The organism is Bradyrhizobium sp. 4 (assembly GCF_023100905.1).
Taxonomy (GTDB): domain Bacteria; phylum Pseudomonadota; class Alphaproteobacteria; order Rhizobiales; family Xanthobacteraceae; genus Bradyrhizobium.
On record NZ_CP064686.1, the window covers coordinates 6555008 to 6574503 of the forward strand.

Sequence of the window (19496 nt, forward strand, 5' to 3'; positions counted from 1 at the left end):
GAGACGCCAGCGGGATACGGTGAAGCCGCGGCGTACTGGATTCCCCGCTTTCGCGGGGAATGACAGTGGCGGGTGGGGCATGCATCGGGGTCGAAGGCACTTACTTCGATGGCGCCGGATTGAAATCGACCTTCGGTGCGGTCGAGATTTCCTTCTCGTTTGCGACCGAGAAGTTCGGCTTCTCCTTGTAGCCGAACATCATGGCAGTGACGTTGCTCGGGAACGAACGGATGGTGACGTTGTAGTCCTGCACCGCCTTGATGTAGCGGTTGCGCGCCACCGTGATGCGGTTCTCGGTGCCCTCGAGCTGCGACATCAGATCCTTGAACAGCGCATCCGACTTGAGCTGCGGGTAGTTCTCGGTGACCACGAGCAGCCGGGACAGCGCGCCGGAGAGCTCGCCCTGCGCCGCCTGGAATTTCTGGAATGCGGCGGGATCGTTCAGCACCTCGGGCGTCGCCTGGATGCTGCCGACCTTGGCGCGGGCATTGGTGACGCCGAGCAGCACATCCTTCTCCTGCTGCGCAAAACCCTTCACCGAGTTGACGAGGTTGGGCACGAGATCGGCGCGGCGCTGATACTGGTTCACGACCTCGGACCAGTTGGCCTTGATCTGCTCGTCCTCGCTCTGGATCGCGTTATAGCCGCAATTGGTGAGGCTCAACGAGGCCAGCGCCGCCAGCACGGTCAGGATCTTGCGCATCAAATTTCTCCCGGTGGAATCGGGCGCAAGCTACCAGATTGCGCGCGCGAGATGCCAGACCATCTTGCGTCCTGGCCGTGGCCTGCGAAAAGCAGCCGATGTACGCAAGCCTCTTGCTTAATCCTGGCTGTAATAGTCAACTTGAGGGAACAATAATGCCAGGTCGGGAACGCCAAGGGAACGCGATGAGCTCGTTCGAGACCATCCTCGTGGAGAGGCCGGAGCCGGCGATTGTCCGGGTCGTGATGAACCGGCCCGACGCGCGCAACGCGCAGAACCTGCAAATGACCTACGATCTCAACGCCGCCTTCGATCAGGCGGTGCAGGACGACGCGGTTAAGGTGATCATTCTCGCCGGCAATGGTCCGCACTTCTCCTCAGGCCATGACCTGCGACCCGGCAGCAAGAATGAAGCGGGCGTGGATTTTCCGCCGATCGGAAATTGGGGCGGCTTCGCCGAAGCAAACGCTCATGGCCGCTACGCGCGCGAGCAGGAGATCTATCTCCAGATCACGCGGCGCTGGCGCAACCTCGCCAAGCCGACCATTGCAGAGGTGCACGGCAAGTGCATCGCCGGCGGCCTGATGCTGGCCTGGGCCTGCGATCTCATCATCGCCAGCGACGATGCGCAGTTCTGCGATCCCGTGGTCACCATGGGTGTCTGCGGCGTCGAATGGTTCGTGCATCCCTGGGAGCTCGGCCCGCGCAAGGCCAAGGAATTTCTGTTCACGGCCGATAGCTGGAGCGCGCAGGAGGCGCACCGACTCGGGATGGTCAACCGGGTCGTGCCGCGCGCAGAGCTGTCATCCGCCGTGCTGGCGCTGGCGCGCAAAATCGCGTCAAAACCGTCCTTTGCGCTGAAGCTGACCAAGGAGGCGGTGAATCGTTCGGTTGACGTGATGGGCCAACCGGCCGCAATCGACCAGGCCTTTGCGCTGCATCAGCTCTGTCACGCGCATAATCTTCAGGAATTCGGCATGGTAGTCGATCCATCCGGCCTGCACCCCTCCGTGCGCAAGCCGCCGGCGGCCGCGGAGTAGATACGATGGATCTCAATCTCACCGACGAGCAACGGCTGCTGCGCGAAAGCGCGGGGCGCTTCGTGGCCGAAAGCTACGATGCCGATCACCGCCGCAAGATGGCGAACGATCCGCTCGGCTTCAGTCCGGGGGTGTGGATGCAATTTGCCGAGCTCGGTTGGCTGGCATTGCCGATCGCGGAAGAGTTTGGCGGGCTCGGCGGCAGCGCGGTCGAGATCGGCATTCTGATGGAAGCCTTCGGCCGCGGGCTGGTGTCGGAGCCGTATATCGCGACGGTCGTGCTTGGCGCTGCGTTGATCGAGCGGTGCGGCAGCACGGCGCAGAAGCAGGCAATCCTGCCGAAGATCGCGGAGGGATCGTTGAAGCTTGCGCTCGCGCATTCCGAGCGCGCGGCGCGGTTCGACCTCGGCAAGGTCGCGACCACCGCTCACAAGACGGCGCAAGGCTGGCGCCTCACCGGCAGCAAGATTGCCGTGCTCGACGGCCATGCCGCCGACGAGCTCATCGTCTCCGCGCATATCCATGATCATCAGGGGTCATCCGGCCGCATTGGCCTGTTCCTGATGCCGGCGACGACGCCGCGTGTTGCGATCTCCGACTACGAGCGCCTCGGCGGCGGACGGGCCTGCAACATCGAGCTGTCGGACGTGCAACTGCTGGAGGATGCCTTGCTCGGCAATGGGCATGACGCGCTGCCGGCAATCGAATGGGCCGTTGACCGCGCCATGGCTGCGCTTAGCGCCGAGGCCGTCGGCATCATGCAGGTGCTGCTGGACACCACGCTGGAGTACACAAAGATCCGAAAGCAATTCGGCCGGCCGCTCTCGGCCAATCAGGTGATCCGCCACCGCCTCGCCGACATGGCGGTGCAGGTCGACGAAGCGCGTTCGATGGCGCTGCGCGCCGCGCTGAAGGTCGACGCCGATCCGGTCGAGCGCGCGCGGGCGGCGTCGGGCGCGAAGGCGAAGATCGGCAGATCCGCGCGTTTCGTCGGCGAGCAGTCGATCCAGCTTCACGGCGGCATGGGCGTCACCGAGGAGCTCGAGGTCGGCGCTTATTTCAAGCGGCTGGTCGCGTTCGACACGTTGTTCGGCGGCAGCGCGCACCACTATGGCCGCCACGCCCGGCTTGGCCGCGGCACCGTGCCGGCCTGACACAAGGAGCGCATCATGGACCTGTCGTTCAATGCCGAGGAGCGCGCCTTCCAGGACGAGGTGCGCGGCTTTATTGCAAAAAATCTCACCGAGGAGATGAAGCGCGCGACCGCGCTGACGCCGTCGGTGTTCTCCGACCCCGATATCGGCATGGCCTGGCAGCGCACGCTGCACAAGCAAGGCTGGGGCGCGCCGGGCTGGCCGGTCGAGCACGGCGGTCCCGACTGGACGCCGGCGCAGCGCTGGATCTTCGAGACCGAAAGCGCGCGGGCCGGCGTGCCCAATGTCAACGTGATGGGCGTGAAGATGGTCGGCCCCGTCATCATCGGCTTCGGCTCGGCGGAGCAGAAGAACTTCTACCTGCCGCGCATTCTGTCCGGCGAGGATTATTGGTGCCAGGGCTATTCCGAGCCGGGCTCCGGCTCCGATCTCTCCTCGCTGAAGACGCGCGCGGTGCGCGACGGCGACGACTACATCATCAACGGCACCAAGATCTGGACCACGCATGCCCATCACGCCAACCGCATGTTCGCGCTGGTGCGCACCAGCGACGGCCCGCGGCAGCAGGACGGCATCAGCTTCATCCTGATCGACATGAAGACGCCGGGCATCACGACCCGCCCCATCCTCACCATCGGCGGCGACCACGAGGTCAACCAGGTATTCTTCGACGACGTGCGCATTCCCGTGGCGAACCGCGTCGGCGAGGAGGGCAAGGGCTGGACCTACGGCAAGTATCTGCTCGAGTTCGAGCGCGGCTCCGGCATTGCGTCGGCAAAATTGCGCGAAGGGCTGAAGGCGATCGCGGATCTCGCCGAGTCCGACTTGACGGGCCGCGCGATCGACAGTGCTGATATCGCGACGCGCATCTCCGAGGTCGAGGTCGACATCGACGCGCTGGAGATGACCGAGCTGCGCGTGCTGTCGGCGCTGCAGACCGGACAGAATCCCGGCGCGGTGTCGTCGATCCTGAAGCTGCGCAACAGCGAGATCCGGCAGGCCGTGACCCGGCTCGGCGCAGACGTGATCGGCCATGACGCCCTCGCGGTCGAGCCGATGCGCCCGCTCTACAGGCTCAACCACGAGCCGGCGATGCCGGAGGAGATGCTGACGGTGATGCCGGAATATTTGAACGGGCGCGCCTACACGATCTTCGGCGGCACCTCGGAGATCCAGCGCGATATTATTGCGAAGATGATGTTGGGGATTTAGCGCGAACTTTTTCCTCACCCTCGGTGTCGTCCCGGCGAGGGCCGGGACGACGAGTTGGATTTGTGGCGACAGCCAGCACGAGAATGGCCGCTAACCGCCCACCTTCGCGTCCTTGATCGCCTGCCAGATCTTCTGCGGCGTCAAGGGCGTGTTGAGCTGGGTGATGCCGAGCTCGGCGAGCGCATCCATCACGCCGTTGGTGACGCAGGGGGGACCGCCAATGGCGCCGGATTCGCCGCAGCCCTTGGCGCCGAGCGGATTGGTGCGGCAGGGCGCGGAATCATCGAGCGTCACCACGATCGGCGGAACGTCGTCGGCGCGCGGGATGCAGTAGTCCTGGTAGCTTGCGGTGAGCAGCTGTCCGTCGGCATCATAGGACACGCCCTCATACAGCGCCTGGCCGATGCCTTGTGCGACACCCCCATGGATCTGGCCGGTGACCAGCATCGGGTTCACGGCGACACCGACGTCGTCGACGGTCGTGTAGCGCACGACCTTGGAGACGCCGGTCTCCGGATCGATCTCGACCTCGCAGATATGCGTGCCGTTCGGCCAGCTCGGACCATCGACCTCGCCTTCGGAATCGACGCTGAGTTTTGCGCCGCTCTCCTTCTCTGCAATATCGAACAGGCTGATGCGGCGGTCGGTGCCGACCACGGTGAGCATGCCGCCCTGGTACTCGATGTCTTCGATCGAGGTCTCCAGCACGTTCGCCGCCTTCTCGCGCGCCTTCTGGATCAGATCGTTGGAGGAGACCGCGACCGCCGTGCCGCCGACGAACAGCGACCGCGAGCCGACGCTGCCAAAGCCCGTCGCCAGATCGGTGTCGCCCTGGACCACGTCGATCTTGTCCATGGCAATGCCGAGCGTGTCGGAGATCATCTGGGTGTAGGTGGTCTGCAACCCCTGCCCCATCGCCATGGTCCCGGAATGCAGCACGACGCGACCTTCCGACGTCGCGTGCAGGCTGACCTTCTCGGTGTGAGCGCGGCCGCCGGTCCATTCGATATAGGAGGTGAGCCCGCGGCCGTAGAGCAGGCCCTTCTTCTTCGCCGCCTTCTTGCGCGCGGCAAAGCCGTCCCAGTCGGCGAGCTTCACGGCACGGTCGAGCATGTGCGCGAAGGCGCCGGAATCGTAAACCTGGCCGGCAGCATTGGTATATGGCAGTTGCGCCGGCTTGATGTAGTTGGCTTTCCGGATCGCGCGCGGATCCATGCCGATTTTTCGTGCGGCCGCATCGAACAGGCGCTCGACGATGAACACGGCCTCGGGCCGGCCCGCACCGCGATAGGCACCGACCGGCGCCGTGTGAGTCATCACCGACTTCACCTCGAAATGCACCAGCGGCAGATCGTAGACGCCGGTCTGCACGAACGGGCCCAGCACCAGCGGAATGATGTTGGCCGCGCCCGAGGAATACGCGCCGGTGCAGCCGATCGAGCTGACGCGATAGGCCAGCACCTTGCCTTTCTCGTCGAGTGCGAAGGAAGCGGTCGAAGTCAGATCGCGGCCATGGGTGCCGCCGACGAATTCGTCGGTGCGGTCCCCGCGCCAGCGGATTTTTTTGTTCAGCTTGGTTGCGGCATAGGCGACGATGCCGTCTTCGGGATAGAGGTTGGTCTTCTGGCCAAAGCCGCCGCCGATATCGCCGACCAGCACGCGAACGCTGTCCTTCGGACGCTTCAGTACGGCCTCGGCCAGCACGTCGCGAGTCGAGGCGGGCGTCTGCGACTGCACATGCAGCAGGAGGCGGCCGGATTTCTTGTCGATCTCGGCAATGGTCGAGCGCGGCTCCATGGCTGACGGCACCAGGCGCTGGCTGACGAGATCGAGCTCGACGGTATGCGCCGCCTTGGCAAAAGCTTCGTCCACCTTGGCGGCATCGCCGTAAGCCATCGCGCCGACGACGTTGTCGGGCGCCTCCGGCCACACCAATGGCGCGCCGGGCTTGACCGCCTCGACGGGATCGACCACCGCCGGCTGCACGTCATATTCGACCACGATCGCTTCGGCTGCGCTCTGCGCGTCGGCACGCGAGAAGGCCACTACGGCGGCCACGGCTTCGCCGGCATAGCGTACGATTTCGTGCGCCAGCAGGCGGCGTGGCGGCACCGTCATCGGCTTGCCGTCGGGGCGCTTGAAGATGCTCAAGGTCGGGATGACGCCGATGTCGTCCTTGATGAGGTCGGCGCCGGTGTACACCGCGGTCACGCCGGGCATCGCAGTGGCGGCGCTGGTGTCGATCGAGACGATCTTCGCGTGGGCATGCGGCGAGCGCAGCAGGTACAGCCACAGCGCGCCATCTTCCGGCTTGTCGTCGATGAACTGCCCCTTCCCGGTGAGCAGCCGCTGGTCTTCCAAACGCTTGACGGGTTGCCCCGCTCCGAAACGCAAATTGCCGGGAAGAATGTTCATTCCGTGGGGTCCTCAGGCTCTTTTCGAAAGTGCGGGCCGCCTTTTAGCGGATCGATCAAGGGCATACCAGCCGCGCTTTTAGGCGGTATATCCGCGATTTCGTCATGCCCGGGCTTGTCCCGGGCATCCACGTACTTTCGTGTGGAGGCGCGTGGATGGCCGGGACATAGGCGAGCGAAAGCGACGCCGTCCTTCGGACGGCTATGCCCGGCCATGACAACGAGGGGACCGGCTACGCCAACTCCCGCAGGGCCGCTTCCACGATCTTGCGCGCATCGGCGGTGAGTGCGGCCTGCGGCGGGACGGGATCGCCGACGTCGTAGCCCTGGAAGGCCAATCCGGCCTTGATGCAAGCCGCCAGGTTGAAGCGGGCAAAAGCCTCGTTGATGCGCCACAGCCTGCGCTGGAGCGCCATCGCCTCGTCCCAGCGACCGGCCTTGCAGAGGTCGTACAGCGCGACGCTCTGGCGCGGGATGATGCGGGCGGGCCCCGCCATCCAGCCGAGCCCGCCGATTAGCATCACCGCGGCGGGGATATGGGCGGAGGCCGAGAACACCCGCAAGGCATCGCCGCAGCGGTTCATGATCGAGAGCAGCCGGCCGGTATTGGTCGAGGCGTCCTTGATGTAGCCGATGCGCGGATGCTCGGCGAGGCGCGCGATGACGTCGAGGGTGAGATCAGAGCGCTGGAATTGGGGATTGGTGTAGATGACGACCGGGATGTCCACGGCATCGGCGATGGCGCGGAAATAGGATTCGATTTGAGCGTCGGCGAGCGGGAAATAGGCTTCCAGGATAGCCAGAATGCCGTCGGCGCCGAGCTTCTGATACGCTATCGCCTGCGCCACCGCGTCAGCCGTCGAGGTGGAGGCAACGCCCGCAACCACAGGCACACGTCCCTTTGCCGCTTCGATCGTGGCCTGCACCACCGCGGTGCGTTGGGCGGCGTTGAGATAGGCGAACTCGCCGGTCGAGCCGAGCGGGGTCAGACCATGGACGCCGGCGCCGATCAGATCGTCGCAGAGCTTTGCGAGGACGTTCGTCCGCACCACGCCGTCGGCATCGACCGGCGAGACGAGATAGGGGAAGACACCGCGAAAATCGGGCATGTCAGGGGACCCGGAGACTGGTTTGCACCTGACGGGTCTTAGCAACGCCGGCGCAGGCGATCAAACCCTGATCAACCGCACCCGCGTGCCCCAGGGATCGATCGCCTCCACGCCATTGGCAAGCGATGTGACTTTCGCGCCTCCCTTGCGCAGGCGCTCGTCCTGCGCGGCAAGCAGGTCCGGCTTCTCCGTCACCAGCGAGAACCAGGCGAGCCCTGTTGCCTGATCGTCGCGTTGGCCGGCACCCTGGCTCTGCCAGACGTTCATGCCGAGGTGATGGTGGTAGCGGCCCGACGACAGGAACGCGGCACCGTTGCGGCTGCGGGTCGGGTCCAGGCCGATGGCACCGTGGTAGAAGCGCTCGGCCTGCGCGAGGTCGCCGACGCGCAGATGCATGTGGCCGATGCGCAGACCGTCCGGCGCCTTGGCATAATCAGGCACGCGCGTATTGGTCAGCGACAGCAGGTCGGGAATGTTGAGCTCGTCGGCCGCCATCTTCACGCTGCCCTCGCTCCACTGCCATTGCGAGGGATCGCGGTCGGCATAGACCTCGATCCCGTTGCCTTCGGGATCGTCAAGATAGACGGATTCGCTGACGAGGTGATCGGCAAAGCCCGAAAGCGGCACGCGATGCGAAGCGGCTGCCACCAGCCAGCGCGCCAGGTCCTTGCGGGTCGGCATCAGGAAGGCGGTGTGATAGAGGCCCGCGGCGCTGCGCGGCTCGATTGTGGCATCGGAACGGGCCTCGAGCACCAGCAGCGTGATACCGGCTGTGCCGAGCTTGGCGGCGCTGGCAGAGCGCTCCATTACGGTGAGGCCGATCACGTCGCGATAGTAGTCGGCGACCTTGTCGAGGTTCTTCACTCGCAGCGTCACCATGCCGACCCGCATCGGCGTGCGGCTGGCGTAGGTCGGCCCGCCGCCCTGCGGTGCGCCCTCGGCGCGCGCCGCGCCCGCAGCCGCCATTGCCAGCGAGGTGGCGCCGGCGAGTTGAAGCAGGGTGCGGCGGGTGAGGTCGATGGTCATCGGTCAGGCTCGCTGAAAATCGTGAAGGCGGCGCAATTTCGCGATTGCTACACGTTCCCGTGAGCGGCTCCCAATCACATGTTCGTCGGCAGTGGTCTTATGAATCAGCTTCCCTGCTCATTTCCTGGCCATGCGGCCAGTTACGCGATCGCCCGCGACATCCCAGATTGAGGACAGCTTTACAGGAGCCTCCCATGACCGAACCCACCCCCCTGTCCTCGCTGTCGTCCGCGCTCGCGGATGTGGTGTCCCGCACCGCGCCGTCCGTCGTCGCCGTGCATTCGCATCGCTCCCGCGCCACCGGCTTCGTCTGGAAGCCCGGCCTGATCGTCACCGCCGACGAGGCGCTGGCCGACGAGGGGGACGTCGAGATCGGCCTCTCCGACGGCAGCACCGCAGCCGCCACGATTGCAGGCCGCGACCATACGACGGATATCGCCCTGCTGCGCGTCGATACGGCGCTGACCCCGGTCAAGCTGGCCACAATTGTCCCGCCCCTCGGCGCGTTGTCGGTCGTCGTCGCCACCAATCGTGATACGCCGAGCGCCGCGCTTGGGATGGTGTCGCTGTCCGGCAAGAGCTGGCGCTCCTTGCGCGGCGGCGACATCGACGCGCGGATCGAGCTCGATGTCCGCTTGTGCTCCAGCCAGCAGGGCGGCCTCGCGCTCGATGCATCGGGCGAGGCCTTCGGCATGGCCGTGCTCGGCCCCAGGCGTGTGCTGGTGATCCCGACGGCGACGATCGAGCGGGTCGCGGCCCAGTTGGAGGCCCGCGGCCGTATCGCACGCGGATATCTCGGCCTCGGTCTGCAGCCGGTCCGGCTCGACGACGGCGTCGGCGCGATGGTGATGAATGTCGACAAGGCCGGTCCTTCGGCCGCGGCCGGCATTCGCCAGGGCGACGTCATCGTCGCCGTCAACGACCAGAAGCTGTCCGGCGTACGCGCGCTGTCGCGGACGCTGGGTCCGGCGAGCGTGGGCGCGGTGGTCGATATCGCGGCGCGCCGCGGCGGCGAGCCGGTCAGCTTCAAGGTTACGATCGGCGAGAGGCCGGCGGCGTGAGCGAGGACATCGCGCCCGAGATCGTGTTGGCTTTGGAGATCGACGATCCCGTCCTCGCCGATCGCCTGGCTGCTCTGCTCGGCAATATCGCCGGGCTTCGCCTCGCCGAACCCGGCGAGAAGGCCGCAGCGGCGATCGTCACCCGCGATCCGCGCATCATGCCTGAGGACATCGCGCTGACACAGCGCGAGCTCGATGTGCTGGCGTTGATGGCGGAAGGTGGCTCCAACAAGATGATCGCGCGTCAGCTCGGCATTTCCGTCCACACGGTGAAATTCCATGTCGGCTCGCTGCTCGACAAGCTGGATGCCACCGGCCGCACCGATGCGGTGGCTCATGCGGCACGCCGCGGCGTGATCGAGCTCTAGGGCGGGTGCGGCGGGAAGCTGAGCTGGACCGACAGGCCCGGCGCGTTGTCGTGCAGGGCAATCTCGGCGCCATGGAGGCGAGCGACCGCGGCGACCAGGCTTAAGCCGAGGCCGTTACCGGGCGTGTAGCGGCTCTGCTCGAGCCGGTAGAAGCGCTTGAACACGTGATCGCGCTGATCCGCCGGAATGCCCGGACCGTCGTCGACGATCGCGATCACTGCCCCCTCGTTGGCACTGCGGCAGGTGACGGTCACCTGCCCGCCCTTGCAGCCGTGCTTGATCGCGTTATCGACGAGATTGGCGACGGCGTCGAACAGAAGGTCGCGATCGCCAATAATCGCCACCTCACGGTCGCCGTCCAGGCTGAGCCGCGTCGCGACCTGCTCGGCGGCGGCATCGTAGAGCTCGACGACCTCGCCGGCGATTTCGGCGAGATTGAGGGTGCGAAACGCGCTGCGGCGGGCGCGGGTCTCGATCTCCGAGATGCGGATGATGGAGGCGAACATGCCGAGCACGGCGTCGAGATCGGCGATGGTGTCGCCGATCAGCACCGCGTCGGCCTCGCCGTTGCGCGGTGCGTGATAGGCCTTCTCCAGCCGGCCGCGCATGCGCGTCAGCGGCGTGCGCAAATCATGGGCGACGTTGTCGCTGACCTGCTTGACCTCGCCCATCAAAGTCTCGATGCGGTCGAGCATCTGGTTGAGGTTTTCGGCGACACGGTCCCACTCGTCGTGACTGCCGCGCAAGGGAATGCGCTGGTCGAGGCCGGACATCATGATGGCGCGGCTGGTGGCGTTGATCTCCTCGATTCGCCCGACCGTGCGGCGCGTCACCAGCACCGCGGCGAGCCCCGCGAGCACCAGCATCAGCACCGCGACAGCGACCATTGCGAGCTCGATCATCGCGGTGAAGCCGCTGTGATCGCCGGCATAGCCGACACGGTTCTGCACATAGGCGATCGTGCCGAAATAGACATAGGCCATGATCGCCGCGACGATCAGCCCGAACGCCGCGATCGCGATCAGCGCCAGGCGGAAGGTCGAGGAGCGGAGCGTTTTAGCCAGGAGCACGGAGACAATATCCGATGCCGCGGATGGTGTGGATCAGCGGATAGGCCTGGGCATCATCGACCTTGCGGCGGACGCGACCGACATAGACGTCGATGATGTTGGTGGAGGGATCGAAGTGCAGATCCCAGACATGCTGGAGCAGCATCGCACGCGAGACGACGCGGCCCTCGTTGCGGACGAGATATTCGAGCAGCTGGAATTCCCGCGGCAACAGCGGAATCTTCCGGCCGCGGCGGCTCGCGCTCCGCGCGATCAGGTCGATGGCGAGATCGCCGACCCGCAGGATCGTCTCCTTGGCAACGGTGTCGCTGCGCCGGCCGAGCGCCTCCAGCCGCGCCAGCAATTCGGTAAAGGAGAACGGCTTGACGAGATAATCGTCGCCGCCGGCGCGCAAGCCGCGCACGCGGTCGTCGACCTCGCCAAGTGCGGAAATGATCAGGAACGGCGCGGCGATGCCGTCGTCGCGCAACTGGCGCATCACGCTGATGCCGTCGATGTCGGGCAGCATGCGGTCGATGGTGATCACGGCATAGTCGCGCGCGGCGCCGTGGCTGAGGGCTTCGCGCCCCGTGGCGGCGAGATCGACATCGTAGCCAGAAATCGTCAGCTCCTCGACGAGTTGGCCTGCGGTTTCCGCATCGTCCTCGACGACCAGAATGCGGCGGTGACCTCCGGACATGACAAACTCCGCGCGACGATCGCCACCAGACTATCCCGTTCCGGGGCTGAGCGGAACCGCCCGATGACGATCGCGACAATGGTGCGGTACGGCGATGCTAGTACCAAGAGTCTCCGCACACATTGACCCATTGCCACCCATAGGGCGTCAAGCTCCTGCGCCAACAGCCGTCATTGTAGCCGGCATAGTAATAGGGCGCACCGAAGACGGCGAAACGACGGAAGTGATGGTGGTGGAAGGCATGGTGGCCGTGCCAGCCGGCACCGGCAAAACGTGGTCCGATCGCGCCATGCGCAAAGCGCGGTCCACCGAAGCCTGCTCCGCCAACATGGGCAAAGCGCGCACCGCCCATGCCGCCCACATGCATGCCGCCGAAGCCACCGGCGTGCATACCGCCACCGAAATGCCCACCACCGCCGAAATGTCCGCCACCGCCGAAGCCGCCATGTCCGCCACCACCGCCACCTCTGGCGAGCACCGGTGAAGCGAGCGCCATCACCGCTGCGATCGTCACCGCGGTGAGGCCTTTGAGAAGCCTGTTGTCCATCGAAGCATCCTCCGTGCTGCGCGGCGATATTTCTACCGCGCGAGAAGGATCAGATGAGAGCAAGGGACAGGCGCCTTCAACTTACAAACGCGCCAGATTCTGACGCCGGTGTTAGGGAGAGGACCCGCTCTCTCCTCGTCATTGCGAGGAACCCTTGCGACGAAGCAATCCAGAGTCCCGCTGTGGAAAGATTCTGGATTGCTTCGCTGCGCTCGCAATGACGACGCGGATAGAAGAAGCTACGCCCGCTTGCCGCCGTTCTTCTCCGCCGCGCGGCGCAGCGCTTCGGCGAGTGCGCCGCCGCCGGAAGATTCCTGCTGGCGCGGGGCCGACGATGTCATGCGGGAGGGGTTGCGTGAGCTGTTGTCCCGCTGCATGCCGGGCGCGTCCTTCTTGGCGCCAACCTCGTCGTCGAGGCGCAGTGTCAGCGAGATGCGCTTGCGCGCGACCTCGAAGTCCAGCACCTTCACCTTGACGATGTCGCCGGGCTTCACCACCTCGCGCGGATCCTTGATGTAGGTCCTGGACATCGCCGAGATGTGCACGAGGCCGTCCTGGTGCACGCCGATGTCGACGAAGGCGCCGAACGCGGCGACGTTGGTCACGGTGCCCTCAAGGATCATGCCCTTCTTGAGGTGCTTGATCTCCTCGACGCCATCCATGAACACAGCGGCCTTGAACGCCGGACGCGGGTCGCGGCCGGGCTTCTCGAGCTCGCGCAGGATGTCAGTGACGGTCGGCAGACCAAACGTCTCGTCCACGAAGTCTTTCGGCTTCAGCGTGCGAACGATGTCGCTGCTGCCGATCAGCGCCTTGATGTCGCTCTTGGTGGCGCCGAGAATCCGGCGCACCACCGGATAGGCTTCCGGATGCACGCCGGAGGCGTCGAGCGGATCCTCGCCGCCGAGGATGCGCAGGAAGCCCGCGCACTGCTCGAACGCCTTGGGGCCGAGCCGCGGCACGTCCTTCAGCGCCTTGCGCGACTTGAACGGCCCGTTGGCGTCGCGATGTGCCACGATGCTCGAGGCGAGGCCGGAGCCGACACCCGACACGCGCGCGAGCAGCGGAGCGGACGCGGTGTTGACGTCGACGCCGACTGCGTTCACGCAGTCTTCGACCACCGCATCGAGCGATTTGGCGAGCTTGGCCTGGCCGAGGTCGTGCTGGTACTGGCCGACGCCGATCGCCTTGGGCTCGATCTTGACCAGCTCGGCGAGCGGATCCTGAAGCCGCCGCGCGATCGACACCGCGCCGCGCAAGGTGACGTCGAGATCAGGCAATTCCTCCGAGGCAAAAGCGGAGGCCGAATAAACCGACGCGCCGGCTTCCGACACCACGATCTTGGTCATCTTCAAGTCGGGCAGGCCCTTGACGAGGTCGGCCGCGAGCTTGTCGGTCTCGCGCGAGGCGGTGCCGTTGCCGATCGCGATCAGCTCGACGCGATGTTTCAGCGCGAGCTTGCCAAGGATCGCAAGCGCCTCGTTCCACTGCCGCTGCGGCTCGTGCGGATAGATCACGGCGGTATCCACCACCTTGCCGGTCGCGTCGGTGACGGCGACCTTGACGCCGGTGCGGAAGCCGGGATCGAGGCCCATGGTGACGCGGGTGCCGGCTGGCGCCGCGAGCAGCAAGTCGCGCAAATTGGACGCGAACACGCGCACGGCCTCGGTCTCGGCGGCATTCCACAGCCGCATGCGCAGGTCGATGTTGAGATGCACCTGGATCTTGGTGCGCCAGGCCCAGCGCACGGTATCGATCATCCAGCGGTCGCCGGCGCGCTTGAGGTCGGCGATGCCGAACCGCTTCATGATCTTCAGCTCATAGACACTCGGCACGCCCGGCGGCGATGCTTCGGTCTCGGCCTGGATCTGGAGATCGAGGATCTCTTCCTTCTCCCCGCGGAACATCGCGAGGATACGGTGCGAGGGCAGCTTCGTCAGCGGCTCGGAGAACTCGAAATAGTCGGCAAACTTTTCGCCCTCGGTCTTCTTGCCGTCGCGTACCTTGGATGCCATGCGCGCATTGGTCCACACCTCCTCGCGAAGCGCGCCGATCAAATCGGCGTCTTCGTCGAAACGCTCGACCAGGATGGCGCGGGCGCCGTCGAGTGCCGCAGCGGCATCCGCAACGCCCTTCTCTGCATTGACGAAGGCTTCGGCGACGAGCTTCGGATCGTTGGTGGGCTCGGCCATGAGCTGATTGGCGAGCGGCTCGAGGCCGGCTTCTTTGGCGATCTCCGCCTTGGTGCGGCGCTTCGGCTTGAACGGCAGATAGATATCTTCGAGGCGCGCCTTGCTGTCGGCGGCGAGAATGGAGGCTTCCAGCGCGGCATCGAGCTTGCCCTGCTCGCGGACCGATTCGAGGATGGCCTTGCGGCGGTCCTCGAGCTCGCGGAGGTAACCCAGGCGCTCCTCCAGCGTGCGCAATTGCGCGTCGTCGAGCGCACCGGTCGCTTCCTTGCGGTAGCGGGCGATGAAGGGAACCGTGGCGCCGCCGTCGAGCAGCGCCACTGTCGCCTCGACCTGCTCCGCCCGAACCCCAAGCTCCTGCGCAATTTTCTGGTTGATATTTGCCACGCGAGAACCCCTCTATCCAAGCACGCATCGCGGAGGCGAACCACCGGCTGCGGGACGCCGCTTATGGACCAATCGGGGTTGATTCATCAAGGTGCAGCGGACGACCGTCGACAAGGGATTTTTTGTCGAAGCGATGCGATCTCGCCACAATCGTGGGTGCGACGCAGACGACGCACATACTCCGTCGTCGCCCTGGCGAAAGCCAGGACCCATACCGGGGAATCCATCTATTGTGGGCGGCAGGCGTACCGAACGACGAGCCTTCGCCAAACTCACCCCTGGGGTAGTGGATCCTGGCGTTCGCCAGGACGACGATGGGGATTGCCTTGACACCTTGACAGACACCCTCGTTCAACGGCTGTTTTGTTCGCCGGGCTCCTGAACCCCATGTGAGGACTATAATGCGTACCACGTCGGTCGGCGTCATTAGAATCGCCACCAAAGGCCCCGGCGACGTCTCCGGATTGATCAGCATGATCGGCTCCGGCGCGATCGATCCGACATCCATCCTGGCGATCCTCGGCAAGACCGAAGGCAATGGCGGCGTCAACGACTTTACCCGGGAATATGCCGTTGCCGCGCTGTGCACGGCGCTGGCGCCACGGCTCGGGCTGTCGCCGCAGGAGGTCGAGCAGCGCATTGCTTTCGTGATGTCCGGCGGCACCGAGGGCGTGCTCAGCCCGCACATTACGGTGTTCACGCGCAGGGAAGTCCCGCAGCGCCCGGCAGGCATCTCCGGCAAGCGCCTGAGCATCGGCATGGCGCAGACGCGGGATTTTCTCCCTGAAGAGCTCGGGCGCTCCGCTCAGATCACGGAGACAGCCGAGGCCGTGAACGCCGCGATGGCGGATGCCGGCATCGCCGATCCCGCCGACGTCCACTTCGTGCAGATCAAGTGCCCGCTGCTCACCAGTGAGCGCGTCGCGGCGGCGAACGCGCGCGGCCACAAGACGGCGACGACCAGCGCCTACAGTTCGATGGCCTATTCGCGTGGCGCCTCCGCGCTCGGCGTTGCGGTCGCGCTCGGCGAGATCGCAACCGACGTTCATGATGAGGACGTGCTGCGACGCTACGATCTGTTTTCGAACGTCGCCTCGACCTCATCCGGAATCGAGCTGATGCACAACGTCGTCATCGTGCTCGGCAATTCGATGTCCTCGACGAGCGAATTCGAGATCGGACATGCCGTGATGAGCGATGCGATCGACGCTGCCGCCGTGCTCGCGGCGCTGGAGAGCGTTGGGCTCCGTGCCGCGCCGCAGACGACGACCGGCCGCGAGTTCGTCAACATTTTCGCCAAGGCCGAGGCCTCGCCTGACGGCAGCGTGCGCGGCTTCCGCCACACCATGCTGGAAGATACCGATATCAGCTCGACGCGCCACGCCCGGGCTGCCGTTGGCGGGTTGATTGCCGGCCTTGCCGGCACCGGGGCAGTCTATGTCTCCGGCGGCGCCGAGCATCAGGGCCCCGCCGGCGGCGGGCCGGTCGCGGTGATCGCAAAGCTCTCGAATTGATGCGCGCGCATGCAATGCGGGATTACCTCTCCATCCGGCGCAACCCTGCCCTTCGCGCCGCCTCAGTTGATTAAAGTGTTTCCGTGCGAAACTAAGATGGCGCCGCACGAAGAGGTTTGGATCGCATGACTTTCCCGATGAGCTGGAACGAATGGGCGCAGCACGATGGCGTGGGGCTGGCGGCGCGCGTCCGCAAGGGCGAGCTCACGGCAAAGGAATTGGCGCGCCAGGCCGCCGCGGGCGTTGCCAAGGTCAATCCAGCACTGTCGGGCGTGGTCGAGCTGTTCGATGACGTGATCGCCGATCCGGCCAAGGACGGCGCCAATCTCGCTGGCCCGTTCGCAGGCCTGCCCTTCCTGATGAAGGACCTCGGCCCGACCATGAAGGGCCGGCTCCAGGAGATGGGCTCGCTGCTGATGCGCGGCAATCGCGCCAGCGCCGACACGTTCCTGACCGGCAAATTCCGCCAGGCCGGACTGAACCTGATCGGACGCACCACGACGCCGGAATTCGGCGTCTGCAGCTCGGCCGACAATCCGGCCGTCTATGTCACGCGCAATCCCTGGGATACCGACTACACCACCTGCGGCTCGTCGGCCGGCAGCGCCGCGATGGTCGCGGCCGGCGTGGTGCCGATCGCGCATGCGACCGACGGCGGCGGCTCGATCCGCATTCCCGCCGGCGTCAACGGTAATATCGGCCTGAAAGTCTCGCGCGGCGTATTCTCGCTCGCACCGCACATGTCCGATCTCACCGGCCTGGTCTCGATCCAGGGCTGCCAGTCGCGCTCGGTGCGCGACACCGCCGCCTTCGTCGATCATGCAAGGGGAGCGGCGCCCGGCGAGTTCATGCCGTTCTGGACCACGGCGCAGCCTTATTCCGAGATGATCAAGCGCGATCCGTCAAAGCTTCGCATCGCGCTGTCGCACAGCTGGGGCGATTACACCGCGACGCCCGAGATCGCCGCCGAACTGGCAAAGGCCGGCCGCTTCCTCGAAGGCCTCGGCCATCACGTCGACTACGCCCTGCCCGAGCTCGACTTCCGCGCCGCGTTCGAGGCGCAGACCACCTGCTACATCTCGAATTTTGCGGTGGTGATCTCGAACATGCTCGCCGCGCGCGGACTGGAACGGCCGCCGGAAGACCTCATCGAGCCCATGAATATCAGAATCTGGGAAGCCGGCCGGCATACGAGCTTCGCCGAGCGGGCGAAGATGCAAGGCGTGTTCAACACGACCTCGCGCGCCTTCGGCGCTTTCTTCGAGCAGTGGGACGTGATCCTGACCCCGATCACTGCGCTGCCGACGCCGAAGGTGGGCACCCGGGAGTATCTCACCATCTCCGACAATCCTGACGTGCTCGACTGGTTCGGCAATCTCTGGCGCTTCTTCGCCTTCACGCCGCTCGCCAATCTCTGCGGCATGCCGGCGATCTCGATGCCGATGGCCACGCAGAACCACGGCCTGCCGCTCGGCATCCAGGCGATCGCGAAACAGGCCAATGACGGCCTGCTGCTGCAACTCGCCGCCCAGATCGAGCGCGCGCTCGACGGCAAGTGGAACGACGGCAGGAAGCCGAAGGTGCATGTGAGCTGAGTGAGTTGATCGCATTAACTTGCGATCCGCTAACTGCCTCAGTTCTTCACCGAGGGAATTTCCTCCGGCCGGGGCTGCTGCTGGCCCTGCTGGTACATTGCCAGCGCCTTTTCGAGCGCTTCGCGCAGCGCCAGCGCGGCGGCCACGCTGCAACGCAGATGCGCGGTCTGAACGACGTCGACCCTGACGGCGGCGCCGACCGGCATCAACAAATTGGCCGCAAGCTCGATCTGGATCGCGCCGTTGTGGTGGCCGAAGCAGGATGCACCGTCGAAATAGATGATCGGCGCCCGCTCCGAGCTCGAGGTCGAAATGATGACGGGCCCCTGGCTGGTGGCGGGCGTTTCGGGATCGGCCATGGGCACTCCTTGCGGCTAGTCGAACGAACGAGGCGCCCACCATCGTTGCTTCGGCCCGCCCTGTCGAGGCCAAACCGCCCCGGCACCTGCCGTGGGACGCGCATCCGGGGTTTTGCGCCGCGCCCGCCACTGGTCTAGAACGTCCTCATGTCCAGCTCACCGACCACACTTTCGTTCGAGGACCTCGCCGAGGCGATCAAGGGTCGCCGCTCCGATTACGGCCAGATCAGCGGGCTCCAACTCGACCGCTTCGCGCCTCGCGAGGCCTGGTCCAGCCTGCCCTACCGGCCCGTGTTCGTCGGCGATACCGAGACCGGCGTGCTGCATGGCGGCGTCGTCACCGCGATGCTGGACGAGAGCTGCGGCATGGCGGTGCAACTTGCGCTCGACGGCACGAGCGCGATCGCGACGCTCGATCTGCGCATCGACTATCAGAAGCCGGCGACGCCGGGCCTCGACATCAAGGCGCATTCGGTCTGCTACCGCACCACGCGTTCGATCGCCTTCGTGCGCTCGACCGCCTATCAGGACTCCGAGGACGATCCGGTCGCGACCGCCACCGCCTGCTTCATGATCGGTGCCAACCGCACCAACATGCTCGCAGACCGCAGGATGGACTCCCGCAACATCCCGACGCTGGAGGCGCCGGACGATCCGGAAGGCCCGTTCGCCAACAGCCCGTTCGCGCGCTGCCTCGGCATTCGCGCCAACGACGACGACACACTGACGATGCCGTTCTCGCCAAAGATCATCGGCAACCCGATCCTGCCTGCGATCCATGGCGGCATGACCGGCGCCTTCCTCGAGACCACCGCGATCTTCGGAGTGGCGCGCGAACTCGGCGCCGCCGCGCTGCCCAAGCCGATCGGACTGACCGTCAACTATCTGCGCTCGGGCCGCGCGCTCGACACCTTCGCCAACGTCTCGATCGTGAAGCAGGGCCGGCGCATCGTCGCCTTCGAGGCGCGGGCCTGGCAGGACGATGCGAACAAGCCGATCGCCACCGCCTTCGGCCATTTCATGCTGCGGCCGACGCCCGGAAACGACGAGGAATAGGCGCATTTTCCCT

General features: G+C 65.7%; 17 protein-coding genes. 8 read left to right on the top strand and 9 right to left on the bottom strand.

Going from position 1 to position 19496, the window contains the following annotated elements:
- Positions 1–100: 100 nt before the first annotated feature.
- On the bottom strand, positions 101–703 hold the full coding sequence (locus IVB45_RS31310) for a LemA family protein (protein ID WP_247282472.1): 603 nt from the start codon (positions 701–703) through the stop codon (positions 101–103).
- Between the two features lie 185 nt (positions 704–888).
- On the opposite strand from IVB45_RS31310, the gene IVB45_RS31315 reads away from it, so the two are divergent.
- Genes IVB45_RS31315 through IVB45_RS31325 form a run of 3 tightly spaced genes read left to right on the top strand, consistent with a single transcriptional unit; the run spans position 889 to position 4109 of the window.
- A complete protein-coding gene (locus IVB45_RS31315; protein ID WP_247358059.1) occupies positions 889–1743 on the top strand; it encodes an enoyl-CoA hydratase in 855 nt (284 codons plus the stop codon).
- Between the two features lie 5 nt (positions 1744–1748).
- Positions 1749–2897, top strand: a complete 1149-nt coding sequence (locus IVB45_RS31320) for an acyl-CoA dehydrogenase (RefSeq protein ID WP_247358058.1) — start codon at positions 1749–1751, stop codon at positions 2895–2897.
- A 15-nt stretch (positions 2898–2912) separates the two neighbouring features.
- Complete coding sequence (locus IVB45_RS31325; protein ID WP_247358057.1) at positions 2913–4109, top strand: acyl-CoA dehydrogenase family protein; 1197 nt, start codon at positions 2913–2915, stop codon at positions 4107–4109.
- 90 nt (positions 4110–4199) lie between these two features.
- On the opposite strand, the gene IVB45_RS31330 is transcribed toward IVB45_RS31325, so the two are convergent.
- The 3 genes from IVB45_RS31330 to IVB45_RS31340 form a co-directional block, all read right to left on the bottom strand.
- Positions 4200–6524 (bottom strand): xanthine dehydrogenase family protein molybdopterin-binding subunit, encoded by a 2325-nt coding sequence (locus IVB45_RS31330; RefSeq protein ID WP_247358056.1) that lies wholly within the window; start codon positions 6522–6524, stop codon positions 4200–4202.
- Positions 6525–6756: 232 nt separating this feature from the next.
- Entirely contained in the window at positions 6757–7632 is an 876-nt protein-coding gene (locus IVB45_RS31335) for a dihydrodipicolinate synthase family protein (protein WP_247358055.1), read from the bottom strand.
- A 60-nt stretch (positions 7633–7692) separates the two neighbouring features.
- Entirely contained in the window at positions 7693–8658 is a 966-nt protein-coding gene (locus tag IVB45_RS31340) for a VOC family protein (RefSeq protein ID WP_247358054.1), read from the bottom strand.
- 194 nt (positions 8659–8852) lie between these two features.
- Between IVB45_RS31340 and IVB45_RS31345 the strand changes: the two genes are divergently transcribed.
- Both IVB45_RS31345 and IVB45_RS31350 read left to right on the top strand, forming a co-directional pair.
- On the top strand, positions 8853–9719 hold the full coding sequence (locus IVB45_RS31345) for a S1C family serine protease (RefSeq protein WP_247358053.1): 867 nt from the start codon (positions 8853–8855) through the stop codon (positions 9717–9719).
- Entirely contained in the window at positions 9716–10087 is a 372-nt protein-coding gene (locus tag IVB45_RS31350) for a helix-turn-helix transcriptional regulator (protein ID WP_247358052.1), read from the top strand. Before IVB45_RS31345 ends, IVB45_RS31350 begins: the two co-directional genes overlap by 4 nt.
- Here the strand turns inward: IVB45_RS31350 and IVB45_RS31355 are convergent.
- The 4 genes from IVB45_RS31355 to IVB45_RS31370 form a co-directional block, all read right to left on the bottom strand.
- Positions 10084–11157, bottom strand: a complete 1074-nt coding sequence (locus tag IVB45_RS31355) for a HAMP domain-containing sensor histidine kinase (RefSeq protein WP_247358051.1) — start codon at positions 11155–11157, stop codon at positions 10084–10086. The genes IVB45_RS31350 and IVB45_RS31355 overlap by 4 nt on opposite strands.
- Positions 11144–11836 carry a response regulator transcription factor gene (locus IVB45_RS31360; RefSeq protein WP_007596553.1) on the bottom strand — a complete coding sequence of 231 codons (693 nt, stop codon included), beginning with the start codon at positions 11834–11836 and terminating at the stop codon, positions 11144–11146. The genes IVB45_RS31355 and IVB45_RS31360 overlap by 14 nt, the downstream gene beginning before the upstream one ends.
- Positions 11837–11933: 97 nt before the next feature.
- Complete coding sequence (locus tag IVB45_RS31365; RefSeq protein ID WP_247358050.1) at positions 11934–12383, bottom strand: hypothetical protein; 450 nt, start codon at positions 12381–12383, stop codon at positions 11934–11936.
- Between the two features lie 239 nt (positions 12384–12622).
- The gene (locus IVB45_RS31370) at positions 12623–14959 is read right to left on the bottom strand and encodes a Tex family protein (protein ID WP_247358049.1); all 2337 of its coding nucleotides are present in this window, start codon (positions 14957–14959) and stop codon (positions 12623–12625) included.
- A 401-nt stretch (positions 14960–15360) separates the two neighbouring features.
- Between IVB45_RS31370 and IVB45_RS31375 the strand changes: the two genes are divergently transcribed.
- Positions 15361–16473 (top strand): ring-opening amidohydrolase, encoded by a 1113-nt coding sequence (locus tag IVB45_RS31375; RefSeq protein ID WP_247358048.1) that lies wholly within the window; start codon positions 15361–15363, stop codon positions 16471–16473.
- Between the two features lie 125 nt (positions 16474–16598).
- Positions 16599–18068, top strand: a complete 1470-nt coding sequence (locus IVB45_RS31380) for an amidase (RefSeq protein WP_247282485.1) — start codon at positions 16599–16601, stop codon at positions 18066–18068.
- A gap of 38 nt (positions 18069–18106) precedes the next feature.
- Here IVB45_RS31380 and IVB45_RS31385 read toward each other — a convergent pair whose 3' ends face one another.
- Positions 18107–18427 (bottom strand): hypothetical protein, encoded by a 321-nt coding sequence (locus tag IVB45_RS31385; protein ID WP_027565258.1) that lies wholly within the window; start codon positions 18425–18427, stop codon positions 18107–18109.
- A gap of 147 nt (positions 18428–18574) precedes the next feature.
- Between IVB45_RS31385 and IVB45_RS31390 the strand changes: the two genes are divergently transcribed.
- Positions 18575–19483 carry a PaaI family thioesterase gene (locus IVB45_RS31390; protein ID WP_247358047.1) on the top strand — a complete coding sequence of 303 codons (909 nt, stop codon included), beginning with the start codon at positions 18575–18577 and terminating at the stop codon, positions 19481–19483.
- Positions 19484–19496: the final 13 nt, after the last annotated feature.

Bases quoted from the DNA above. Each gene is read 5' to 3' on its own strand.
- IVB45_RS31310 (WP_247282472.1), bottom strand. From the start codon at position 703: ATGCGCAAGATCCTGACCGTGCTGGCGGCGCTGGCCTCGTTGAGCCTC.
- IVB45_RS31315 (WP_247358059.1), top strand. From the start codon at position 889: ATGAGCTCGTTCGAGACCATCCTCGTGGAGAGGCCGGAGCCGGCGATT.
- IVB45_RS31320 (WP_247358058.1), top strand. From the start codon at position 1,749: ATGGATCTCAATCTCACCGACGAGCAACGGCTGCTGCGCGAAAGCGCG.
- IVB45_RS31325 (WP_247358057.1), top strand. From the start codon at position 2,913: ATGGACCTGTCGTTCAATGCCGAGGAGCGCGCCTTCCAGGACGAGGTG.
- IVB45_RS31330 (WP_247358056.1), bottom strand. From the start codon at position 6,524: ATGAACATTCTTCCCGGCAATTTGCGTTTCGGAGCGGGGCAACCCGTC.
- IVB45_RS31335 (WP_247358055.1), bottom strand. From the start codon at position 7,632: ATGCCCGATTTTCGCGGTGTCTTCCCCTATCTCGTCTCGCCGGTCGAT.
- IVB45_RS31340 (WP_247358054.1), bottom strand. From the start codon at position 8,658: ATGACCATCGACCTCACCCGCCGCACCCTGCTTCAACTCGCCGGCGCC.
- IVB45_RS31345 (WP_247358053.1), top strand. From the start codon at position 8,853: ATGACCGAACCCACCCCCCTGTCCTCGCTGTCGTCCGCGCTCGCGGAT.
- IVB45_RS31360 (WP_007596553.1), bottom strand. From the start codon at position 11,836: ATGTCCGGAGGTCACCGCCGCATTCTGGTCGTCGAGGACGATGCGGAA.
- IVB45_RS31365 (WP_247358050.1), bottom strand. From the start codon at position 12,383: ATGGACAACAGGCTTCTCAAAGGCCTCACCGCGGTGACGATCGCAGCG.
- IVB45_RS31375 (WP_247358048.1), top strand. From the start codon at position 15,361: ATGCGTACCACGTCGGTCGGCGTCATTAGAATCGCCACCAAAGGCCCC.
- IVB45_RS31380 (WP_247282485.1), top strand. From the start codon at position 16,599: ATGACTTTCCCGATGAGCTGGAACGAATGGGCGCAGCACGATGGCGTG.
- IVB45_RS31385 (WP_027565258.1), bottom strand. From the start codon at position 18,427: ATGGCCGATCCCGAAACGCCCGCCACCAGCCAGGGGCCCGTCATCATT.
- IVB45_RS31390 (WP_247358047.1), top strand. From the start codon at position 18,575: ATGTCCAGCTCACCGACCACACTTTCGTTCGAGGACCTCGCCGAGGCG.